General features: G+C 71.7%; 14 protein-coding genes and 1 pseudogene. 11 read left to right on the forward strand and 4 right to left on the reverse strand.

Annotation, left to right across the window (positions count from 1 at the left end; all coding sequences use genetic code 11):
- Nucleotides 1-27 precede the first annotated feature (27 nt).
- Both ACQPZX_RS16030 and ACQPZX_RS16035 read right to left on the reverse strand, forming a co-directional pair.
- Complete coding sequence (locus tag ACQPZX_RS16030; RefSeq protein ID WP_433380844.1) at nucleotides 28-1752, reverse strand: ABC transporter ATP-binding protein; 1725 nt, start codon at nucleotides 1750-1752, stop codon at nucleotides 28-30.
- Nucleotides 1749-3329: an ABC transporter transmembrane domain-containing protein gene (locus ACQPZX_RS16035; protein WP_433385266.1), complete on the reverse strand. Its 1581-nt coding sequence runs from the start codon at nucleotides 3327-3329 to the stop codon at nucleotides 1749-1751. The genes ACQPZX_RS16030 and ACQPZX_RS16035 overlap by 4 nt, the downstream gene beginning before the upstream one ends.
- 555 nt (nucleotides 3330-3884) lie before the next feature.
- Here ACQPZX_RS16035 and ACQPZX_RS16040 point away from each other — a divergent pair.
- Together ACQPZX_RS16040 and ACQPZX_RS16045 are read left to right on the forward strand one after the other, a co-directional pair.
- Nucleotides 3885-4082, forward strand: a pseudogene (locus tag ACQPZX_RS16040) (carbohydrate-binding protein); the annotation flags it as partial.
- A gap of 7 nt (nucleotides 4083-4089) precedes the next feature.
- Nucleotides 4090-4377 (forward strand): LacI family DNA-binding transcriptional regulator, encoded by a 288-nt coding sequence (locus ACQPZX_RS16045; RefSeq protein ID WP_433380847.1) that lies wholly within the window; start codon nucleotides 4090-4092, stop codon nucleotides 4375-4377.
- Here ACQPZX_RS16045 and ACQPZX_RS16050 read toward each other — a convergent pair.
- Together ACQPZX_RS16050 and ACQPZX_RS16055 are read right to left on the reverse strand one after the other, a co-directional pair.
- Nucleotides 4374-5555, reverse strand: coding sequence for an epoxide hydrolase family protein (locus tag ACQPZX_RS16050; protein WP_433380850.1), 1182 nt, complete (start codon nucleotides 5553-5555; stop codon nucleotides 4374-4376). The genes ACQPZX_RS16045 and ACQPZX_RS16050 overlap by 4 nt on opposite strands.
- 16 nt (nucleotides 5556-5571) lie before the next feature.
- On the reverse strand, nucleotides 5572-6405 hold the full coding sequence (locus ACQPZX_RS16055) for a hypothetical protein (protein WP_433380853.1): 834 nt from the start codon (nucleotides 6403-6405) through the stop codon (nucleotides 5572-5574).
- 105 nt (nucleotides 6406-6510) lie between these two features.
- Between ACQPZX_RS16055 and ACQPZX_RS16060 the strand changes: the two genes are divergently transcribed.
- The 9 genes from ACQPZX_RS16060 to ACQPZX_RS16100 all read left to right on the forward strand — a co-directional run bounded on the left by ACQPZX_RS16060 (nucleotide 6511) and on the right by ACQPZX_RS16100 (nucleotide 18812).
- Nucleotides 6511-9159, forward strand: coding sequence for an ATP-binding protein (locus ACQPZX_RS16060; RefSeq protein WP_433380856.1), 2649 nt, complete (start codon nucleotides 6511-6513; stop codon nucleotides 9157-9159).
- A gap of 87 nt (nucleotides 9160-9246) precedes the next feature.
- Nucleotides 9247-9804 carry a DUF6197 family protein gene (locus ACQPZX_RS16065; RefSeq protein ID WP_433380859.1) on the forward strand — a complete coding sequence of 186 codons (558 nt, stop codon included), beginning with the start codon at nucleotides 9247-9249 and terminating at the stop codon, nucleotides 9802-9804.
- Nucleotides 9805-9833: 29 nt separating this feature from the next.
- Nucleotides 9834-10340 carry a hypothetical protein gene (locus ACQPZX_RS16070; protein WP_433380862.1) on the forward strand — a complete coding sequence of 169 codons (507 nt, stop codon included), beginning with the start codon at nucleotides 9834-9836 and terminating at the stop codon, nucleotides 10338-10340.
- 66 nt (nucleotides 10341-10406) lie between these two features.
- The gene (locus tag ACQPZX_RS16075) at nucleotides 10407-11414 is read left to right on the forward strand and encodes a LacI family DNA-binding transcriptional regulator (RefSeq protein WP_433380864.1); all 1008 of its coding nucleotides are present in this window, start codon (nucleotides 10407-10409) and stop codon (nucleotides 11412-11414) included.
- A gap of 92 nt (nucleotides 11415-11506) precedes the next feature.
- Nucleotides 11507-13600: a carbohydrate-binding protein gene (locus tag ACQPZX_RS16080; protein WP_433380867.1), complete on the forward strand. Its 2094-nt coding sequence runs from the start codon at nucleotides 11507-11509 to the stop codon at nucleotides 13598-13600.
- A 226-nt stretch (nucleotides 13601-13826) separates the two neighbouring features.
- Nucleotides 13827-15815 (forward strand): glycoside hydrolase family 36 protein, encoded by a 1989-nt coding sequence (locus ACQPZX_RS16085; protein WP_433380870.1) that lies wholly within the window; start codon nucleotides 13827-13829, stop codon nucleotides 15813-15815.
- Complete coding sequence (locus ACQPZX_RS16090; RefSeq protein WP_433380873.1) at nucleotides 15812-17122, forward strand: ABC transporter substrate-binding protein; 1311 nt, start codon at nucleotides 15812-15814, stop codon at nucleotides 17120-17122. The genes ACQPZX_RS16085 and ACQPZX_RS16090 overlap by 4 nt, the downstream gene beginning before the upstream one ends.
- Nucleotides 17122-18006, forward strand: a complete 885-nt coding sequence (locus ACQPZX_RS16095; protein WP_433380876.1) for a carbohydrate ABC transporter permease — start codon at nucleotides 17122-17124, stop codon at nucleotides 18004-18006. Before ACQPZX_RS16090 ends, ACQPZX_RS16095 begins: the two co-directional genes overlap by 1 nt.
- Nucleotides 18003-18812 carry a carbohydrate ABC transporter permease gene (locus ACQPZX_RS16100; protein ID WP_433380879.1) on the forward strand — a complete coding sequence of 270 codons (810 nt, stop codon included), beginning with the start codon at nucleotides 18003-18005 and terminating at the stop codon, nucleotides 18810-18812. Before ACQPZX_RS16095 ends, ACQPZX_RS16100 begins: the two co-directional genes overlap by 4 nt.
- Nucleotides 18813-18826: the final 14 nt, after the last annotated feature.

Consider the following 18826-nt stretch of genomic DNA (forward strand, 5'->3'; position numbering starts at 1 on the left):
GACGGGAACAGGTAAGCGGTTTCCTGCCTAAGCGAGATTTAAGTCGGACCCGTGCCACGACCGCCACAGCGCGGCATACTCCCCGTTCGCCGCGACCAGGGAATCGTGGCTGCCCAGCTCGGTGATCCGGCCGTCGCGCATAACCGCCACCTCGTCCGCGTCGTGCGCCGTCATCAGCCGGTGCGCGATCGCGATGACCGTCCGCTCGTGCAGCACCGCCGCCAGCGCCCGCTCGGCCGTGCGGGCCGCGGTCGGGTCGAGCAGCGCGGTCGCCTCGTCGAGGATCACCGTGTGCGGGTCGGCCAGCACCACCCGGGCCAGCGCCAGCTGCTGGGCCTGCGCGCCGTCGAGCGGATGCTCGCCGAGGTCGCGGTCGAGGTCGTCGGCCCAGTCCGCGCCGACCGTGGCGAGCGCGCGCCGCAGCTCGTCGTCGGGCGCGGCCACCATCAGGTTGTCCCGCAGCGTTTCCCGGAAGACGTGGTGCTCCTGGGTGACTAGCACGACCTGGCGGCGCAGCTGGTCGGGCGGCAGGTCGGCGATCGGCACGCCGCCCGCGGTCACGCTCCCGGCGCCCGGCCGGTCGACGCCCGCGATCAGGCGGCCCAGGGTGGACTTGCCGGCGCCGGAGAGACCGACGATCGCGAGGCGCTCGCCGGGACGTACGGTCAAGGTCACGTCGTGGAGGACGTCACGACCTTTCTCGTACGCGTAACGCACGCCTTTGATCTCGATGCGGTCGTCCCGGGGCGCTTCCGTCGCGGCGGGCGGCGGAACGGGAATGGCGGCCAGCCCCTCGACCCGGGCGAAGGAGGCGCTGCTGCTCTGCAGGTTCTCGATCCAGATGAGCAGGGTGTCCAGCGGCCCGACCAGCTGGCGCAGGTAGAGCACGGCCGCGCCGACGGTGCCGAGGCTGACCTGTCCGTCGAGGTAGAGCAGCCCGCCCAGCAGCAGCACGAGCACGGCCGGCACCGCGTACGAGGTCTCCACGAGGGGGAAGAAGACGCTGCGTAAGGCCAAGGTGGCCATCCGGGTGCGCCTGGTCTCGGCGATCGCGGCGTGACCGGCGTCGAGCCGCCGCTGCCGCAGCCCGAACGCCTCGACGGTGCGGGCGCCCTCGGTGGTGGCGGCCAGTTCGTCGGCGAGCCGTGAGTTCGCCGCGCCCTCGGCCAGATACGCGTTCCGGGCGCGCTTCAGGTACCAGCGGGTGACGAACCAGATGCCGGACAGGCCGAGCACGCCGACGCCGCCGAGCAGCGGGTTGACCACCAGCACCGCGGCGATGATGAAGATCATCTGGACGAGCCCGACGAGGATGTTCGGCAAGATGTCGCGCAGCGTGGTGGCGACCGCGTCGATGTCGGTGGTGCCGCGCGCGGCGAGGTCGCCGGCCGGCACCCGCTCGATCACGCTCGCCGGCAGGCCGAGCGCGCGGCGCAGGTAGCCCTCGCGGATGCGGGCCGCGGTGCGCTCGCCGAAGCGGTAGGCGATCGCGAGCGCGTATCGGGACAGCAGCATCTGGGCGATCGCGCAGCCGAGCACGCCGAGCGCGAGCCGGTCGACGTCGTCCACGCCGCCGCCGGTGGTGACCGTGTCGATGACCCGGCCGAGCAGGAACGGCCCGCCGAGGGCGGCGATGGCGGCCAGCGCGTTCAGCCCCACCATGGCGGCGACCGACGGGCGGTCGGCGGCGAGCAGGCGCAGCGCGGCCCGCCCGACGGCCCGCTGGTCGGCGATCGGCAGCGAGGAGCTCACTCCTGTTCCCCGAACACCCGGGTGACCAGCGCGCGGTAGCCGGGCTCTTCCAGCAGGAGCGAGCGGTGCGTGCCGGTGGCGGCGACCCGGCCGTCCACCAGGTAATGCACGACCTCCGCGCGGTCGAGCAGCACCGGCGAGGTCGTCGCCACCACCGTGCCGCGGCCTTCGCGGGCCGCGACCAGCCGCTCCGCGATGGCCGACTCGGTGTGCGCGTCAACCGCCGAGGTCGGCTCGACAGTCAGCAGCATCTCGGGGTCCGCGTGCACGGCCCGGGCCAGGCGTACGCGTTGCCGCTGGCCGCCGGAGAGGTTGCGGCCGCGCCATTCGATCTCGCGGCCGAGGTCGGTGGCGACGTCCTGTGCCACGGCGGTGTCGATCGCGGCGCGCACCCGGTCGTCGCCGGGCTCGTCGCGACCGGCCACCACCTCGCGCAGCGTGCCGGCGAACAGGTCGGCGTCCTGGTCGGCCACCAGGATCCGCTTGCGCACCTCGGGCAGGGCGAAGTCGGCCAGGGGCCGGCCGCCCCAGGTCGCACGGGTCGGACCGTAGCGGCCGAGCCGGTCGACGATCGCCCCGGCGTCCTGCGGGCTGTTGCCGGCCAGCGCGGTGAACCGGCCCGGTTCCGCGACGACGCCGGACTCCGGATCGGCCAGGGTCGCCGGCCCGTCGAAGGACGCGCCGGCCGGGGAGTCGGAGGGGAGCCGCAGGAAGTTGGTCACCCGCCGCGCGGCGACCAGGCCGTGCACGGTGTCGAAGCCGCAGAAGATGAGCACGTTCACCGGGATGACCAGCATCGCGGTGTACCCGTACACGGCGATCAGCTGACCCACGGTGATCTCGCCGGTGGCCGCCAGGCGGGCCGCCATCCAGACCACGACGGCGAGGAACACGACCGGCAACCCCTCGCCGAGGGCGCCGATCCAGCTGGACGGGCCGCCGACGCGGTAGCCCTGGTCGCGCAGGGCCGCCGACTGCCGCTCGTACCGCTGCTCATGGATCTGTTTGCCGCCCAGCCCGTTGAGGATGCGCAGGCCGCCGAGGACATCCACCAGACGGGCGTTGAGGTGGCCCTGGTGCTCGCGGTAGCGCGACCCGGCCCGCTGGGTGCGGCGCAGCAGCGGCGCGACGGTCAGCGCGAGCACCGGCACGCCGATGAGGACCACCAGGGCGAGCTTGGGCGACGTGCGGTCGAGCAGGATCGCGATGGTGGTGTACGCGACGATCGAGGCCACGCCGACACCGCCGACGTTCATGGCCCGGCCGATCGTCCAGACGTCGGAGATGCCGATCGTGACCACCTCGCCGGCCGTGACCCGCCGGGGGAGCGCCGCGCCGAGCCGGGTCGCCTGCGTCATCACCAGGTCGGCCGTGCGCAGCGCCGCGGCCAGCCGCAGCTTCGTCATGCTGCGGTGCCGCATGATCCCGAGGCCCGCGCTGGCCACGCCGGTGACCAGGACCGCGAGGCACCAGAAGACCAGCGCCTCGACCTTGTGCGGGTGCAGGCCGCGGTCGATGGCCTGCGAGATCAGCCAGGGGGTGAACGCCAGGCTCAGAAACCAGAGCGAGCCGAACATGGCGCCGAGCCCGACGCGTCCCTTGTATTCGGTCGCCAGCCACCAGAGAAATCGAACGGGTCCCCGTGTCATCACCCGGCAATCCTGCCAAATGTTTCGAAAACTCTTCGGGATTTATCGGCGGGCTTCCTAGCGTACGGGGATCGATCCCCCTCGAAAGGGCAGTCCCCCACGCTGCGTAGATCGCTCCTCGCCGCCGCGGCCCTGCTGGTCGCCGCCGTCCCCTTCGCCGCGCGAGCCGACGCCGCCATCCCCGCCGGCCGCATCACTTTCGTAGTCGGGCAGAACACGCCTGACCTGACCGCCTTCAAGCAGCAGGTGCTCAACGCCGACCCGTCGTTCCCCCGGCCGGGCGGCGTCACGCTGTACACCAACATCACGCCGGCATCTGCAACGGGCTGACCGCGACCTGCAACCTGAACGGCAACATCAAACAACTTCAACCAGACCCCTGTCGGAGTATCCGGGTGCAGGCCGCGGTCGAGGCACCAGAAGACCAGCGCCTCGACCTTCTTCCGGTACTCGTCCGCGAGGCCTGCCAATCAGGCTTTCACGCTCGAATTCCACGCCGGATCGGCCACCGGCCCGATCATCGCGGCGCCCGGGCCGCTGGGCACCGGATCGGTGAATACGTACAAAGAGGTCCCCTTCAACGTCAGCAACCTGCCCGCCGGGACCACGTCGATCACCGTCGTGGCGCGCGCCAACGACGGCGGCGACGTGCTGACCCTGGACTGGTTCCGTCTCCTCTGATAGGCGAATGACCATGACCACCACCGGCAGGCCGACGCTCGCGGCGATCGCCAAGGAAGCCAACGTGGCCGTGTCCACGGTCTCCAAGGTGCTGAACGGGCACACCGACGTCGCGTCGTCGACCCGCAAACAGGTCGAGCGCCTCCTCGCCGACCGGGGCTTTCGCAGGCCCCGGTCGGCGCGGCACAGCGCCCGCCGCCCCGACCTCATCGACCTGGTCATCAACGAGCTCGACAGCGTGTGGGGCCTGTCGATCCTCACCGGCGTCGAGGAGGTCGCCGAACCCGCCGGCTAGGCGCCTCGCAGCGGGCGGAAGGCCGCCCGGAGCTCGGCCGCGAACAGTTCCGGCTCCTCCCAGGCCGCGAAGTGCCCACCCCGCTCGGCCTCGCCGAAGTAGTTCAGCGTGGGGTAGGCCTGCTCGGCCCAGCTGCGCGGCGTCTTCCAGATCTCGCCGGGGAACGCGCTGAAGCCGACCGGCACCCGCGGGTCCGGCAGCGGCTTGCCGCCGGCGGTGGGCGCGTCCGGTCCGTAGGCCTCCCAGTACGACCGGGCCGCGGACGTGCCGGTGCCGGTCAGCCAGTAGGCCGTGATGTTGTCGAGGATGTGGTCCCGCGTGAGGTTGCCCGAGGGCCGGCCGTCGACGAACGCGCCGGCGATCTTGTAGTACGCGTCGGTGTCGTGGTCGATCATCCAGGCGGCCAGCGCGGCGGGGGAGTCCAGCAGGGCGTACCCGATGGTCTGCGGCCGGGTGGCCATCTCCACGAAGTAGCCGTTCCCGCTGCTCTGGAAGGTCTTGATCGCGGCGAGCGCCGCGCGTTCCGCGTCGCCGTCGCTGGGCAGCGCCGCCGGGTCGTTGAGCGCCGGCACCAGCAGGTTGGTGTGGATGCCGGCCAGCCCGTCGGGGCCGATCCGTCCCATCGCGTCGGTCACGCCCGCGCCGACGTCGCCGCCCTGCGCCACGTAGCGGTCGTAGCCGAGCCGGCTCATCAGCTCGGCCCAGGCCCGCGCGGTCCGGGCGAGGTCCCATCCGGTCTCGGCCGGCTCCGCCGAGAAGCCGTACCCGGGCAGCGACGGCAGCACGAGATGGAACGCGTCCGCGGCCGCGCCGCCGTGCGCGGTCGGGTCGGTGAGCGGCCCGACGGAGTCCAGCATCTCGATGACCGAGCCCGGCCAGCCGTGCGTCATGATCAGCGGAAGTGCGTCCTCGTGCCGCGACCGCACGTGCACGAAGTGGATGTCAACGCCGTCGATCTCGGTGGTGAACTGCGGCAAGGCGTTCAGCCGGGCCTCGACCCGCTGCCCGTCGTACTCGGTCGCCCAGTACTCGCGGAGCGCCTGCAACGTGGCCAGCTGCACACCCTGCGAGCGGTCGCCGACGATCTCCCGGCTCGGCCAGCGCGTCGCCGCGAGGCGCCGCCGCAGGTCGTCGAGCGCGTCTTTGGGGATCTCCACGGTGAACGGTCGGATACTCATGTCGCACACTGCCTCTCTAAGGCTTCCGGGACACCCCCAAGCCTGGCCATCTCGGCAGGAGCTCGCGCCCGTGAAACACCCTGGTCGTCCCGTTGCCAGGGAGCACTGGCGCGGCCAGTTGCCGGGGGAGGAACGGCAGGTCGGCGACCAGCGCGGCGGAGACCCGGGCGGCGTGGCGGGCCGCGATCCGCTGCGGGCCGTTGCCGTCCGCCATCGCCGTCGTGCCGTCGGCGTGGTCGCTGATGCCCCGGACCGTCAGCACCGGCACCCGGCTCACGTGGCCCGCGCGGGCCATGCCGGCGCTCTCCATCTCGATCGCGACGGCGTCGTTGTAGCTGCGCTTGAGCTGTTGAAGCAGCTGAGTCTTGCGCGAGTTCAGCACGACCTCGCCGGCGACGACCGGGCCGAGGTGAACCCGGAAGTCCTGGATCGGGCGAACCACGAACCGGGCGCGCTGCAGCAGCTCGTTGTCCGCCTCGAAGACGCGCGGCCGGTGCAGGAAGCCGTCGTCGTCATCCTTGCCGCCGTGGTAGCCGTAGACGCGGGTGGCGACGACGACGTCGCCCACGTCGATGTCGTCGCGCAGGGCGCCGGCGACGCCGACGAACAGCATCGCGTACGGGCGGAAGCGCGCGATGGCATGCCCGGCGAGCACCGCCGCGCCGTCGTTGCCCTCACCGATCTCGGCGACGGCCACCCGGCAGGTGCCGCCGTCGATGACGCCGACCTCGAACTGCGTGCCCGCGTCGTCGGAGGCTCGCCCCACGTCGTGCAGATGCGCGCGGAAGGCGGCGTACTCGACCGGCAGGGCGGTCAGAACCAGCACGTCGGCGTCGGTCTGCGTCGCCATGGGCACCTCACTCAGGTTCGGGTTTTCCCGATCCTGCGCGCGGCCCGGGTCACCCGTCAGCGTCTCCGGACGGCGGCGGACGGCGCCGGACCGGACAATGAGGCGATGGCACTGCGGGATTTCTGCGCGCGGCTCAAGGAACTGCATGTGCAAGCGGGCGGTCCGAACGTCGACGCGATGACCTCGGACGTACGGTTCCCGTTGCGGCGCACACAGGTCTACCAGGTCCTCGGCGGGACGGTGCGCCGCCCGCCCTCGTGGGAGTTCGTCGCCGCCTTCGTGGCGGCGTGCGACCGCTACGCGCGTGATCACCACCGGACCGTATCGGTCAGCACCGATCTCGGCTGGTGGAGCGCGGAGCACAACAAGCTGGTCATCGCCGTCGACCGTGAACGCCGCGCCGCCGAGTCCGCGGAGGACGCCGACCGCCCGGTGCCCGAGCAGCTGCCGCCGGCGGTGGCGAACTTCGTCGGCCGCGAGGCGGAGCTCCGGGAACTGTCGGGCCGGATGGAGGCCGCCGGCACGACCGGCGCGCCCATCGTGATCTCGGCGGTCGTGGGCGCGGGCGGCGTGGGCAAGACCGCGCTGGCGGTGCGCTGGGCACACCAGGTCCGCGACCTGTTCCCCGACGGCCAGCTGTTCGTCAACCTCCGGGGCTTCGATCCCGGCCACGTCGTGGCGGCGGCGGACGCCCTGGCCGGGTTCCTGGTCGCGCTGGGCGTGCCCGAGGCGGAGCTGCCCGCCTCGGCCGACCAGCGGTCGGCCGCGTTCCGGACGCGGGCCGCCCGCCGGCGCCTGCTCGTCGTGCTGGACAACGCGGCCGACGCCGAGCACGTCCGGCCGCTGCTGCCCGGCAGCGGCGCCTGCGTCGTGGTCGTGACCAGCCGCAACAGCCTCAGCGGCCTGGTCAGTGTGGACGGGGCGAACCGGCTGACGCTGACCCCGCTCGGCGCGGGCGACGCGGTCGCCCTGCTGCGCGATCTGATCGGCGCCCGGGTGGAGACCGAGCCGGCCGAGGCGGCGGTCCTGGCCGGGCAGTGCTGCCGCATCCCGCTGGCGCTGCGGATCGCCGCAGAGCTCGTCGCGTCCCAGCCCGGCGTGCCGCTGCGGTCGTTCGTGGCCGAGCTGGCCGACGTGACCCGCCGGCTGGACCTGATGGACGCCACCGACGACCCGCGCAGCGCGCTGCGGGCGGTGTTCTCCTGGTCGTACCGCAACCTGCCGCCGCCGGTCGCGCGAGCCTTCCGGCTCGTGGGCCTGCACCCGGGCACGACCGTGACCGCGGCGACCCTCGGCGTCCTCGCCGGCGCCCCGCAGCGTGTCGCACAGGGCTGGCTCGACCATCTCGTACGCGTCAGCCTGGCCCACGCCTCGGGCGGCGGTCATGTGGCGATGCACGATCTGCTGCGCGCCTACGCCCGTTCGCTCGGCGAGGAAGCCGACTCCGAGGAGGAGCGCAGACAGGCGCTGGACCGCCTGGTCGAGCACTACGTCCGGACCGGCGCCGAGGCCGTGCGGGCGCTGTTCGACGAGGAACCCGACGGCGGGGACGCCGAGTCCGCGCAGGGCTGGCTCGACGGCGAACGGCACAACATCATCCTCGTCGCCGGATTCGCCGCCACGAACGGATGGCCGGTCGCGGCCGGCGACCTGTCGAGCTCCTTGTGGCGCTACTTCGTCGTGCACGCCCATTTCGAGCAGGCCATGGCCATCCACACCCACGCGCTGACCGCCGCCCGGACGCGTGGCGACCTCGGCGCCCAGGGGCGCGCGCTGGGCAACGTCGGCATGGCCTACTGGCTCGCCGGACGCAACGACGAGGCGCTCAAGCAGATGAACGAGGCGCTGCAGATCTTCACCGACCTCGGCGACCAGACCAAGGTGAGCACCGCGCTGGGCATGCTCGGCACGATCAGCGAGGCCCTGACCCGCTACGACGACGCCGCCGGCTACTACCGCCGGTCCCTCGAGCTCGCCCGCCCGCTCGGCGACCGGATCAACGAGGCCAACGCCCTGGACAACCTCGGCAACATCGAGGAACGGCGCGGCAACTATCCCGCCGCCCTCGACCTCCACCAGCAGGCCCTCGACATCTTCGTCGCCGAGGGCGACCGCGACCGGGAAGGCATCGCCCTGCTCAACTTCGGCGGCGTCCGCCAGCGCCTGGGCCGCCACCACGAGGCCCGCGAGCGCTACACGGCGGCGGCCGCCCTGTTCCGCGCCATCGGCGACCGGTCCTCGATCGCCAACGCCCTCACCGGAATCGCCGCCGCCACCGCCGCGCTCGGCGCCCCCGCGGAGGCCCTGCCCCTCCTGCACGAGGCCCTGGCCGCCTGCGCCGACGTCGGTGACGTGCCCCAGCAGGGAGCCACCCTGGCGACGCTGGCCACGGCCCTCGCCACGACCGGCCGGCTCCCCGAGGCCGCCGCGGCGGCCACCAAGGCACTGGAGATCGCGCGGAGCTCCGGCGACCGCCATCGCGAAGCCGAAGCCCTCATCGCGCTCGGCCAGGTCGCGCTCTCCGCCGAGCACTACGCCGAAGCCGCCGAGCACTTCGCCGTAGCCGCCGACGTGGCCGCGTCGACCGGCGAACGCGACGAACAGGCACGCAGCCTGGCCGGCCTCGGCCGCACCCGGCACGCGACCGGCGACCGCGACGGCGCCCGCCGGCTCTGGCGCGACGCCCACGAACTGGCCCAACAGCTCGGCACACCCCTGGCCGCCGAGATGGCGGCCCTCCTCGCCGAGGGCTGAGCGCGGCATCGTCGCCCTCGCTGTCTTCCCGGGTGGCGGCTCGCGCGCAACAATCGATGTTGCCCGTCAGTCGATCGGGAGGTGCGCATGTCCGTCACCGTCACCGTCACCCCGTCACGTTCCGTCCGGCTCCTCGCCCGTGTCGCGTCCGCGCTGAGAGCCTCGCCGGCCGGGGCCGCGCCGCCGCCGTCCCATCCCCGGCACGAGGACGCGCTGGCCGTGCTGAGCGCGACCCGCGGCGTGATCGCCCGGGGCTGGGTGCAGAACACCTGGTACGTCCTCGAGACCCCCGCCGGTCCTCGCCCGGCCCGGCAGCGCTTCCTCCCCAGCCGCCTCGACCGCAGCCGGGTCGTCGGGGCGTGCCTGGTCGGCGCGGTGATGCACGGCGGGTGGCAGCTGAGCCCGCGGGCGGAGTACGCGTACCCGGCCATCGACGCCCTCTGGCACACGCTCTTCGACGCCGGCGCCGCCGGGAGCGCCGACCCCGTGGGCCCGATGACGCCGCCGCTGGTGCGCGCGGCCCGCGTCCGCGACCTGACCACCTGGAACGACCGGGGCCACCGGGCCAAACACGAGGTACTCCAGCTGCTGGACCTCACCATCGCCCGGGTGTCGAGCCACCGCGCCGCGGCCGTCGACGCCTGACCGCGCGCCGGATTGCTACGGTCCGGTGCGTGGAGATCGTGCTTGATCCGCCGCGCGGCGCCGGTCCGCTCCGGCTGGGGATGACGGCGGCGGAGGCCCGGGCGGCGCTGGAGACGCTCGGGGTGCCCTCGCCGGCCGGCCGGGGCGAGCTCTCGCTGCACCTCGGCAGCGGGCTCGGGCTCAGCGTGGGGTTCGGCGTCGGCGCCACACTCGATCGGGTCAACGCGATCGAGGTGTGGCGTCCGCACGAGCGGGACGTGGTGCGCTTCCGGGACGTGGACGTGTTCGGGGCGCCCGCGCTCGAGGTGGTGCAGCGGCTCCGGCGCCACGTGGCGATCGCGCCGAACGAGGACGATGACGGCTTCACCGCCCGGGAGTCGTACCTGGCGCTTTGGCGGCCGTTCGCGGCGGACGACGATCCCGACGACGCCGAGGGCTACTTCTTCCAGTCGGCGCTGATCGCCCGGCCCGGGTACGACGACACCCCGGCCGAGGCGGCCGCCCGGCTGGCCGCCGGCGGCGAGCCGGGTTACTGAACCGGGGCGGCGGCGGTCCTGCGCGTACGCTCGTGTCGTTCCGGCCTCGACGAAAGCCTGCCTGCCTTGACCGCTAGAGATCGGCACGGGGAGAGTTCGCCCCGCATCCGGGATGTCGCCGCCGCGGCGGGAGTCTCGCACCAGACCGTGTCGCGGGTCATCAACGACTCGCCCAACGTGCGGCCGGAGACCCGCCGGCTGGTGGTCGAGGTGATGGAGCGCCTGCAGTACCGGCCGAACCGGGCGGCGCGGGCTCTGGGGCTGGGCCGGGCGCGGGCGGTCACCGTCGTCACGGCCAACACCACGCTTTACGGGTACGCGAGTGTGCTGCAAGGCGTCGAGGAGGCCGGGCGGCTGCTGGGGCTGGCGGTGGGCGTACGCGTCGTGGAATCGGACTCGGCGGCGGACGTGCGGCAGGCCGTGGAGTACGTGAGCGACCCGACCGCGGGCAGCCTCGTGGTGGTGGCCTTCGACCCGGCCGGCGCGGGAGTGCTGCGGGAGCTGCCGGCGGACGTGCCGGTGGTGGCGGCGACCGAGGCCGGTGGGCTGGCGGGGGCGGGCTGCCGCATGATCTTCCTCGACGAGCGGCAGGCGGCGGCGGACGCGACGCGGCACCTGCTCGATCTGGGGCACCGCACGGTCCATCACGTCGCGATCCCCTCGGAGGCGGGGGCGAGCGCCCGGGGCGCGGGCTGGCGGGAGGCGCTCGAGGCGGCGGGGCGCGCGGTGCCGGCGGTGCTGCCGGCCGGCTGGGACTACCGCTCGGCCTACCTCGCGGGGCAGCGGCTCGCAGCCGACCGGAGTGTCACGGCGATCCTCTGCGGCAACGACGACACCGCCCTCGCCGTGCGGCGCGCGCTGCACGAGGCGGGCCGGGATGTGCCGGGCGACGTGAGCATCGTGGGCTTCGACGACGTGCCGGGGGCGGCCTACTGGACGCCCGCGCTGACCACGGTGCGGATGGATTTCGGGGCGCTGGGCCGGCAGTGCGTGGCGGCGCTGGCGGGGGAGCCGGAGTCGGCGCCCGAGCCCCCGCGCCTGGTGATCCGCGAGTCGACCGCATCACCCAGGTAACAAACCGGTAACGGCCTCTTCCCGTCGTGGCGTGTGACCGGTCACACTCATGACCGACAATGTGACCGGTCACATCGGCCAAAGGGAGGGCCATGAGATCGAGAAGAGCAGCCATGATCGGCGTGATCGCGCTGGCGGCCACCACGATCGCCACCCCGGCGAGCGCGGCGGCGTCGACGCTCACCGTGGACCTGGCGACGAGCACGGGCGCGCTGCGCTACGGCGCGACGGGCTTCCTGTACGGGCTCGGCGACGAGGGCGTCCCCGACGAGACCATGCTGGCGGCCCTGAAACCGCAGGTGACCGCCCAGAAGGCCCCGGACGGGCTGCAGCACCCCAACGGCGACGCCCTCAAGATCGCCCCGATGTTCAAGCGCACCGGCGGCCGCGACATCCAGATCTACATGCAGGACGTCTACAAGCAGTGGCCGTACGAGAACCTCGGAATCGCCGACTACCTCGCCAAGGTGGACACGATCACCCGCAAGGTGGTCGCCGACCCGTACCGAAGCTCGTACGTCTACGTCCCGTTCAACGAGCCCGACGGGATCTGGTACTCCGGCAACCTCGCCGGCCTGGAGGCGGACTGGAGAACCGTGTTCCAGAAGATCCGCTCGATCGACTCCACCGCCCGGATCGCCGGGCCCAACTTCGCCTCCTACCGCTCGGCCGATCTGCGCGCCTTTCTCACGTACGCCAAGGCCAACGGCGTTCTCCCCGACGTGATGACCTGGCACGAGCTCGGCAACGACTTCTTCACCAGCTGGCAGAGCCACTACAACGACTACCGCGCGATCGAGTCGAGCCTCGGCATCAGCGCGCGGCCGATCACCATCAACGAGTACGGCCGCTCGTCCGGCGACCTCGGCGTCCCCGGCAACCTCGTCCAGTTCGTCGCGAGGTTCGAGGCGAGCAAGGTGGACGGCTGCCTCGCTTACTGGACCACGGCGGGCGGCCTCAACGACCTGGTCACCCGCAACAACCAGGCGACCGGCGGGTGGTGGCTCTACAAGTGGTACGGCGAGCTGACCGGCAACACGGTCGCCGTGACGCCGCCGAGCGGCTCGCTGCAAGGGCTGGCCGCCGTCGACGCCGGCAAGAAACAGGCCCGGGTGATCTTCGGCGGCAACAACCCGGCGTCGGGCACCTACGACACCAACGTCGTGGTGAAGGGCATCCCGTCCTACCTGGGGACGACCGTGCACGCGACGGTGTGGGGCGTCGACACTTCCGGGCTCAACCCGTCGGCCGGGCCGTACGTGGTCAAGGAGGGCGACTTCACCGCCTCGGGCGGGCAGGTCACGGTCCCGCTGACCGGGCTCAAGGGCCAATCGGCGTACCAGATCGTCGTCACGCCCAACGGTGACGTCGCTCCCGCCCGCCGCTACGAGGCGGAATATGCCGCCATCGGCGGCACCGCGAAAATCGTGAGCACCTATTTCGTCGAGGGTTACGGCGCGAGCACCACCGCGAGCACGAAGTTCGTCGTCTCGGTGCCGTCGGACGGCTACTACAACCTCGGGATCCGCTACTCGGCCGGGCCCTACACCGGCGCGCCGGCGGACCGCTCGATCCGGGTGCGGCTCAACGGCAGCGACCTGACGACGGTCGCGCTGCCCGGTACCGCCGACTGGAACACGTGGAAGACCGCCACCACCAAGGTCTACCTACCGGCCGGCATCAGTCGCGTCGAGTACAACGCATACGCGAGCGACGACCGCGACGCCGTCAACCTGGACTACCTGGATGTCGCGGCGACCAGCGGAACAGTCACGGCATACGAGGCCGAGACCGGCACCACGCTGAGCGGGACCGCCGTCGTCGTCAACGACGCGGCTGCCTCGGGCGGCAAATACGTCGGGTGGGTGGGCGCCGGAAGCGCGAACACGGTGCGCTTCAACGGGATCAGCGTCCCGGCGGCGGGCCGCTACCGCCTGGTCGTGAGCTACGCGAACGGCGAGCTCGGCGACGGGGCGACCAACTACAACAGCAACATTGTCGACCGGTACGCCGAGATCAACGGCAAGCGGGTCTACTTCCGCAACACGCTGGGCTGGTCCAACTACTGGACCCGGGTGGTCGACGTGGACCTGGCCGCCGGCGCCAACACCATCACGTTCGGCAACGCATCCAGCGGTTACGCGCCGAACATCGACCGCATCCAGATCGCCGCGCCGGTCGGCTGAGCACACCACGGGGAGTTGTGCAGTGAGGGTCACCTGGGGACATCGCGCCTTCCGGCTCGTCATCGCGACGCCGGACGACGGGCCCGCGGCCGTGTCGTTCCTCGCCGGCGCGCACGTTGACGGTCATGTTGACAGACATGTTGATGCATTGACTGCATCAACATTGACGGCATCAACACGTCAACATGTACCTGCATCGGAGGGGCACCCGCAGCCGCTCGTCGAGGTGCTCGCGGCCGGCTTCGGCCGGGCGCACGTCTCGCAACGCTTCTCCGACACGGCCATCGGGCGCGGCCTGCGCTACACAGGCCACGCGGAGAGCCGCGACGGCGCCTGGCACGAGCTTCGGCTCGACCAGCGCGACCCGGTCAGCGGCCTCGCCGCCCGGGTGACCCTCCGGTCGGCGGCCGGGGTCGCCGCCTGCCAGGCCACCACGACCCTGACGAACGAGGGCGCCGAGCCGATCCTGCTGCTCGGCGTCACCTCACTCGCCCTCGGCCTCGAGCACAACCCGATCGACGACCTCGACCTGCTCTCCGGCGAGAGCGAGTGGCTGGGCGAGGGGCGGTGGACGAGGCGGGCGCTGCGCGACGGCCTCGTCCCCGACCTCGGCCTGGCTCTGCACGGGCAGTCCGGCCGCGGCCGGTTCGCGCACGTCAGCACCGGCACCTGGTCGACCGGCTCGCACCTGCCGGTCGGCGGCCTGATCGAGATCCACCAGGCAGAGCCGCAGGAACCGGTAGACCACCACTACCGGCGCCGCGGTGACGCCTGGCTCTGGCAGGTCGAGCACAACGGCCCGTGGCGGTGGGAGACCGGCGAGCGGCTCGCCGGCGCCTACCTGGCGCTGCTCGGACCCACCGACATCGACCATCAATGGCAGCAATGGCTCGCGCCGGGGGAGTCCTTCACCACGGTGCCGGTCTCGCTCGCCGTTTCGCCGGACGGCCTCGAGGGCGCCGTCGCCGAGCTGACCGCCCACCGCCGCGAGCTGACCCGGCCGCACCTCGACCGGGCCGAGCTCCCGGTCGTCTTCAACGACTACATGAACACGCTGATGGGCGACCCGACCACCGCCAAGCTGCTGCCGCTGATCGACGCGGCGGCCGAGAGCGGCGCCGAAGTGTTCTGCGTGGACGCCGGCTGGTACGACAACAGCACCGCGTGGTGGGACAGCGTCGGCGAATGGCAGCCGTCGCAGACCCGGTTCCCGCGCGGCATCGAGGAGGTCATCGCCCGGATCCGCGGGCGCGGCATGGTGGCCGGGCTGTGGCTGGAGCCCGAGGTGATCGGGGTGCGCAGCCCGATGCGGGACAAGCTGCCCGCCGAGGCTTTCCTGCAGCGCGGCGGGGTGCGGCTGGTCGAGCACGGCCGCTATCACCTGGATCTGCGGCACCCGGCGGCGGTCGCGCACCTCGACGAGGTCGTCGACCGGCTCGTCGAGGAGCTCGGGGTCGGTTATCTCAAGCTGGACTACAACATCGACCCGGGCGCCGGCACCGACCGGGACGCGGACAGCGTCGGCGCGGGGCTGCTCGGCCACAACCGGGCCCAGCTGGCCTGGCTCGACGGCCTGCACGACCGGCATCCGGGGCTGATCCTGGAGAATTGCGCGTCCGGCGGGATGCGGGCCGACTACGCGCTACTCAGCCGGATGCAGCTGCAGTCCACCAGCGACCAGCAGGACTGGCGGCTCTATCCGCCGATCGCGGTGGCCGCGCCGCTCTCGGTGCTGCCCGAGCAGGCCGCCAGCTGGGCCTACCCGCAACCCGAGATGAGCGACGAGCAGATCGCGTACGCGATGGTCACCGGCCTTGCCGGGCGGCTCTACCTCTCCGGGCGGCTCGATTCCATGAGCGGCGGGCAGCGGCGGCTCGTGGGTGACGGCGTCGACGCGTACCGGAAAATCCGCGCGGAAATCGCGACCGCGGCACCCACCTGGCCCCTCGGCCTGCCCGCGTGGAACGACGCCTGGCTGGCAATCGCTCTGCGCGCGCCCGGGGTCACCTACCTGGCGATGTGGCGCCGTCCCGGCGCCGCCCGCAGTGTCACCCTTCCGCTCTCCCAGCGCGTCACGGCCGACGTGCTCTACCCCCGCGAGTTGCCCGCCTGGACCACCGAGTGGTCGGCGGGCGGGCTCACCGTCACCGCGCCCGGCGACGAACCCTTCTCCGCCCGGCTGTTCCGCCTCCACCCGAACGAAGGATCGCTATGAAACGCATACTCGGCGCCCTTGCCGGCCTGACCCTCCTCATCGGCGTAACCGCCTGCAGCGACCCCGGCGCCACGACCACCTCCACCGGCGGCGACACCGCGTGGGCCGACCCGGCCGCCAAGCTCGACGGGGTCAAGCTCACCATCTGGGCCGCGCAGAACAGCAACACCGTGCCGGCGAAAGTTATCGAGGGTTTCCAGCAGGCGACCGGCGCGACCGTGCAGGTCGTCACCGTGCCCGACCCGTACGAGCAAGGTGTGCAGACCAAAGTGGCGACCGGCGACAAGCCGGACCTCGCCTTCTGGCAGCCGACCGCCTCGATGCTCACCGCCATCAACGCGAAAACGAATCTGCAGCCGCTGACCGGCGCGCCGTGGCTTTCCTCGCTGGATCCGAAACTGCGCGACATCACCGGGCTTCTCGGCGACACCCGCTACGCGGCGCTGGTGACCAGCCCGGCCGTGGAGGGCGTCTACTACAACAAGGAAGTCTTCGCGGCCAACGGGATCACCGCGACGCCCAAGAGCTTCGACGACATGATCACACTCGCCCGGCAGCTCAAGGGCAAGGGCGTCACCCCGTTCTACGAGATGGGCGCCGACCGGTGGGCCACCCAGTGGTGGGTGCAGGTGCAGCTCGCCGACGCGGCCAAGAGCGGCCTGTGGGACCGGATCAACAACGGCTCGGAGAAGTTCACCGACCCGACCGTCCTCGACGCCATCAAGAAGTACCAGGGGCTGATCGGCGAGGGACTGTTCAACAAGGACATCAAGACGGCCAAGTTCGAGGACCAGGGCGCCGCGCTGCTCGACGGCAAGGCCGCCATGGTCGTCCAAGTTAATTCGTTTTTCGGGCAGCTGCAGGCGAAGGCCGACACCGCCACGCTGGACAAGAAGATCGGCTTCTTCCCCATCTCGCCGACCGGCAACGTGGGGACGTTCATCCCGGACCAGTCCAACGCGCTGGTCGCCTTCAAGACCGGGGACGCGAAACGCGAAGCGGCAGCGCGCCAGCTCCTCGCGTACTGGATGGGTCCTGGTTATTCGGATTTCGTGACCGACCGGAAGACCGTTTCGCTGGAGACGAGCGTCGCCAACCCGCCGGGCGTGCCGCAGGCGCTGCTCGACGTGCACGCGTCGCTCGGCAACTCGGTCGGCTCGATGCAGGCGCTCGCCGTCGCCAACCCCGACCTCTACATCAACCTGGCCGACATGATCGCCGGGACCATGAAGCCGGACCAGGTCGCCAAGGCCACCCAGGACCAGTTCGCCCAGCTCGCCAAGGCCGCCGGAGCCACGGGCTTCTGATGGCCACCGCAACCGTCTCCCGGGCCCCCGCGCGGCCGGCGATGCCGCCGCGCCGCGCGGGGAAACCCATCGGCCGGGTCACGCACCCGTTGTGGTTCCTGATTCCCGCGTACGCCGTCCTGGTTGTGTTCTTCGTGCTGCCGACGGTCTTCAACTTCGTGTACGCGTTCACCGACTGGTCCAGTTTCAAGAGCGCGATCAACCCGGTCGGTTTCGACAACTTCACCTCGCTGGCCGCGGACGGCACGCTCTGGCGCTCGTTGCGGATCACCCTCGAGTACGCGTTGTTAGTGGCCGTTTTCCAGAACGTCTTCGGCTTCGGCCTGGCGGTGCTGCTCGAGCGGGACACGGTGGTCAATCGGATTTCGCGCACGTTCTTCCTGCTGCCGGTGCTCATGTCGGCGCTGGCGGTCGGCTACATCTTCCAGGCCCTGCTCAAGCCGACCGGCCTGCTCGCCGACACCACGTGGACCCTGCTGGTCGTCTCGCTGATCCACTCCTGGAAGTGGATGGGCCTGTCCATGCTGATCTACCTGGCCGGGCTCAAGACCATCCCGCTCGACCTGGTGGAGGCGGCCTCGATCGACGGCGCCTCGCGCTGGCGGTCGTTCTGGCGCATCCGGGTGCCGCTGCTCGCGCCGGCGATCACCTTCAACGTCGCCACCGCGCTGCTCGGCTCGATGAACGGCTTCGACATCGTGCAGGCGACCACCGGCGGCGGCCCGGCGCGGACCACCGAGATCCTCAACATCTTCATCTACCGGACCTTCGGCCAGGGCCTGTTCGCCCAGGCCACCACGATGAGCCTGGTGCTGTTCCTGATGGTGGCGCTGCTCGCGTTCCCGGTCATCTACGTGTTGCGCAAGCGGGAGGAGATCCTGTGAGGCGCCTTCAGCCCGTCGCCGCCCTGTTGTTAACGGCGGTTCTCATCGGCGTCCCGCTGTGGCTCGTCGTGGTGACCGCCGGGAAGTCGCAGGGGGAGGCGGTCGACCCCGACCTTTCGCTGCCCTCGCACTGGCAGCTGCTCGACAACCTGCGCACGGTGTGGACGGAAGCGGACGTGCCGGCCGCTTTCCTCGGCAGCGTGCTGATCGTCGCGCCGACCGTCGTCCTGGTGCTGATCCTCGGATCGATGGCGGCCTGGGTGCTGGCCCGCCGCGGGTCGCGGCTCACCGCGATGCTCTACGCGCTGGGAATCAGCGGCATCATCCTGCCGCCGGCCGTCGTCACCGTGGTGCTTCTGCTGCGGCAGCTCGGCCTGGCCGGCACGGTGATCGGGATGATCTGCGTCTACCTCGGCATCTACCTGTCCACGGTGATCTTCTTCGTCACCGGCTTCGTCCGCACGATCCCGGTCGCGCTCGAAGAAGCCGCGCAGATCGACGGCGCCGGCCCGCTGCTCGTCTTCCGCCGGGTCGTGCTGCCGTTGCTGCGCCCGGTGCTGGCGACCGCCACGATCCTGATCTGCCTGTACGTCTGGAACGACGTGTTCTACGCCTTCTTCGTGGTGGGCGGCCGGCTGGACACCCTGCCGCTCAACCTGTTCCGGGTGGCGAGCGCGGGGCTCTACCTCAACAACTGGCACCTGATCTTCGCGTACGTGATCGTGATGAGCCTGCCGCTGGTGGTGGTCTTCACGGTCGCCCAGCGGCGGGTGATCTCCGGCATCACCGGGGGCGCGGTGAAGTAGGCGCGCGCTCGGCC

The sequence above is a fragment of the Actinoplanes sp. CA-142083 genome, from assembly GCF_050942195.1.
Classification (GTDB): domain Bacteria; phylum Actinomycetota; class Actinomycetes; order Mycobacteriales; family Micromonosporaceae; genus Actinoplanes.

What these genes read in the sequence shown, in the direction of transcription:
- ACQPZX_RS16035 (WP_433385266.1), bottom strand. Translation starts at nt 3,329, where the DNA reads ATGTTCGGCTCGCTCTGGTTTCTGAGCCTGGCGTTCACCCCCTGGCTG.
- ACQPZX_RS16045 (WP_433380847.1), top strand. Translation starts at nt 4,090, where the DNA reads ATGACCATGACCACCACCGGCAGGCCGACGCTCGCGGCGATCGCCAAG.
- ACQPZX_RS16050 (WP_433380850.1), bottom strand. Translation starts at nt 5,555, where the DNA reads ATGAGTATCCGACCGTTCACCGTGGAGATCCCCAAAGACGCGCTCGAC.
- ACQPZX_RS16055 (WP_433380853.1), bottom strand. Translation starts at nt 6,405, where the DNA reads ATGGCGACGCAGACCGACGCCGACGTGCTGGTTCTGACCGCCCTGCCG.
- ACQPZX_RS16060 (WP_433380856.1), top strand. Translation starts at nt 6,511, where the DNA reads ATGGCACTGCGGGATTTCTGCGCGCGGCTCAAGGAACTGCATGTGCAA.
- ACQPZX_RS16065 (WP_433380859.1), top strand. Translation starts at nt 9,247, where the DNA reads ATGTCCGTCACCGTCACCGTCACCCCGTCACGTTCCGTCCGGCTCCTC.
- ACQPZX_RS16080 (WP_433380867.1), top strand. Translation starts at nt 11,507, where the DNA reads ATGAGATCGAGAAGAGCAGCCATGATCGGCGTGATCGCGCTGGCGGCC.
- ACQPZX_RS16090 (WP_433380873.1), top strand. Translation starts at nt 15,812, where the DNA reads ATGAAACGCATACTCGGCGCCCTTGCCGGCCTGACCCTCCTCATCGGC.
- ACQPZX_RS16095 (WP_433380876.1), top strand. Translation starts at nt 17,122, where the DNA reads ATGGCCACCGCAACCGTCTCCCGGGCCCCCGCGCGGCCGGCGATGCCG.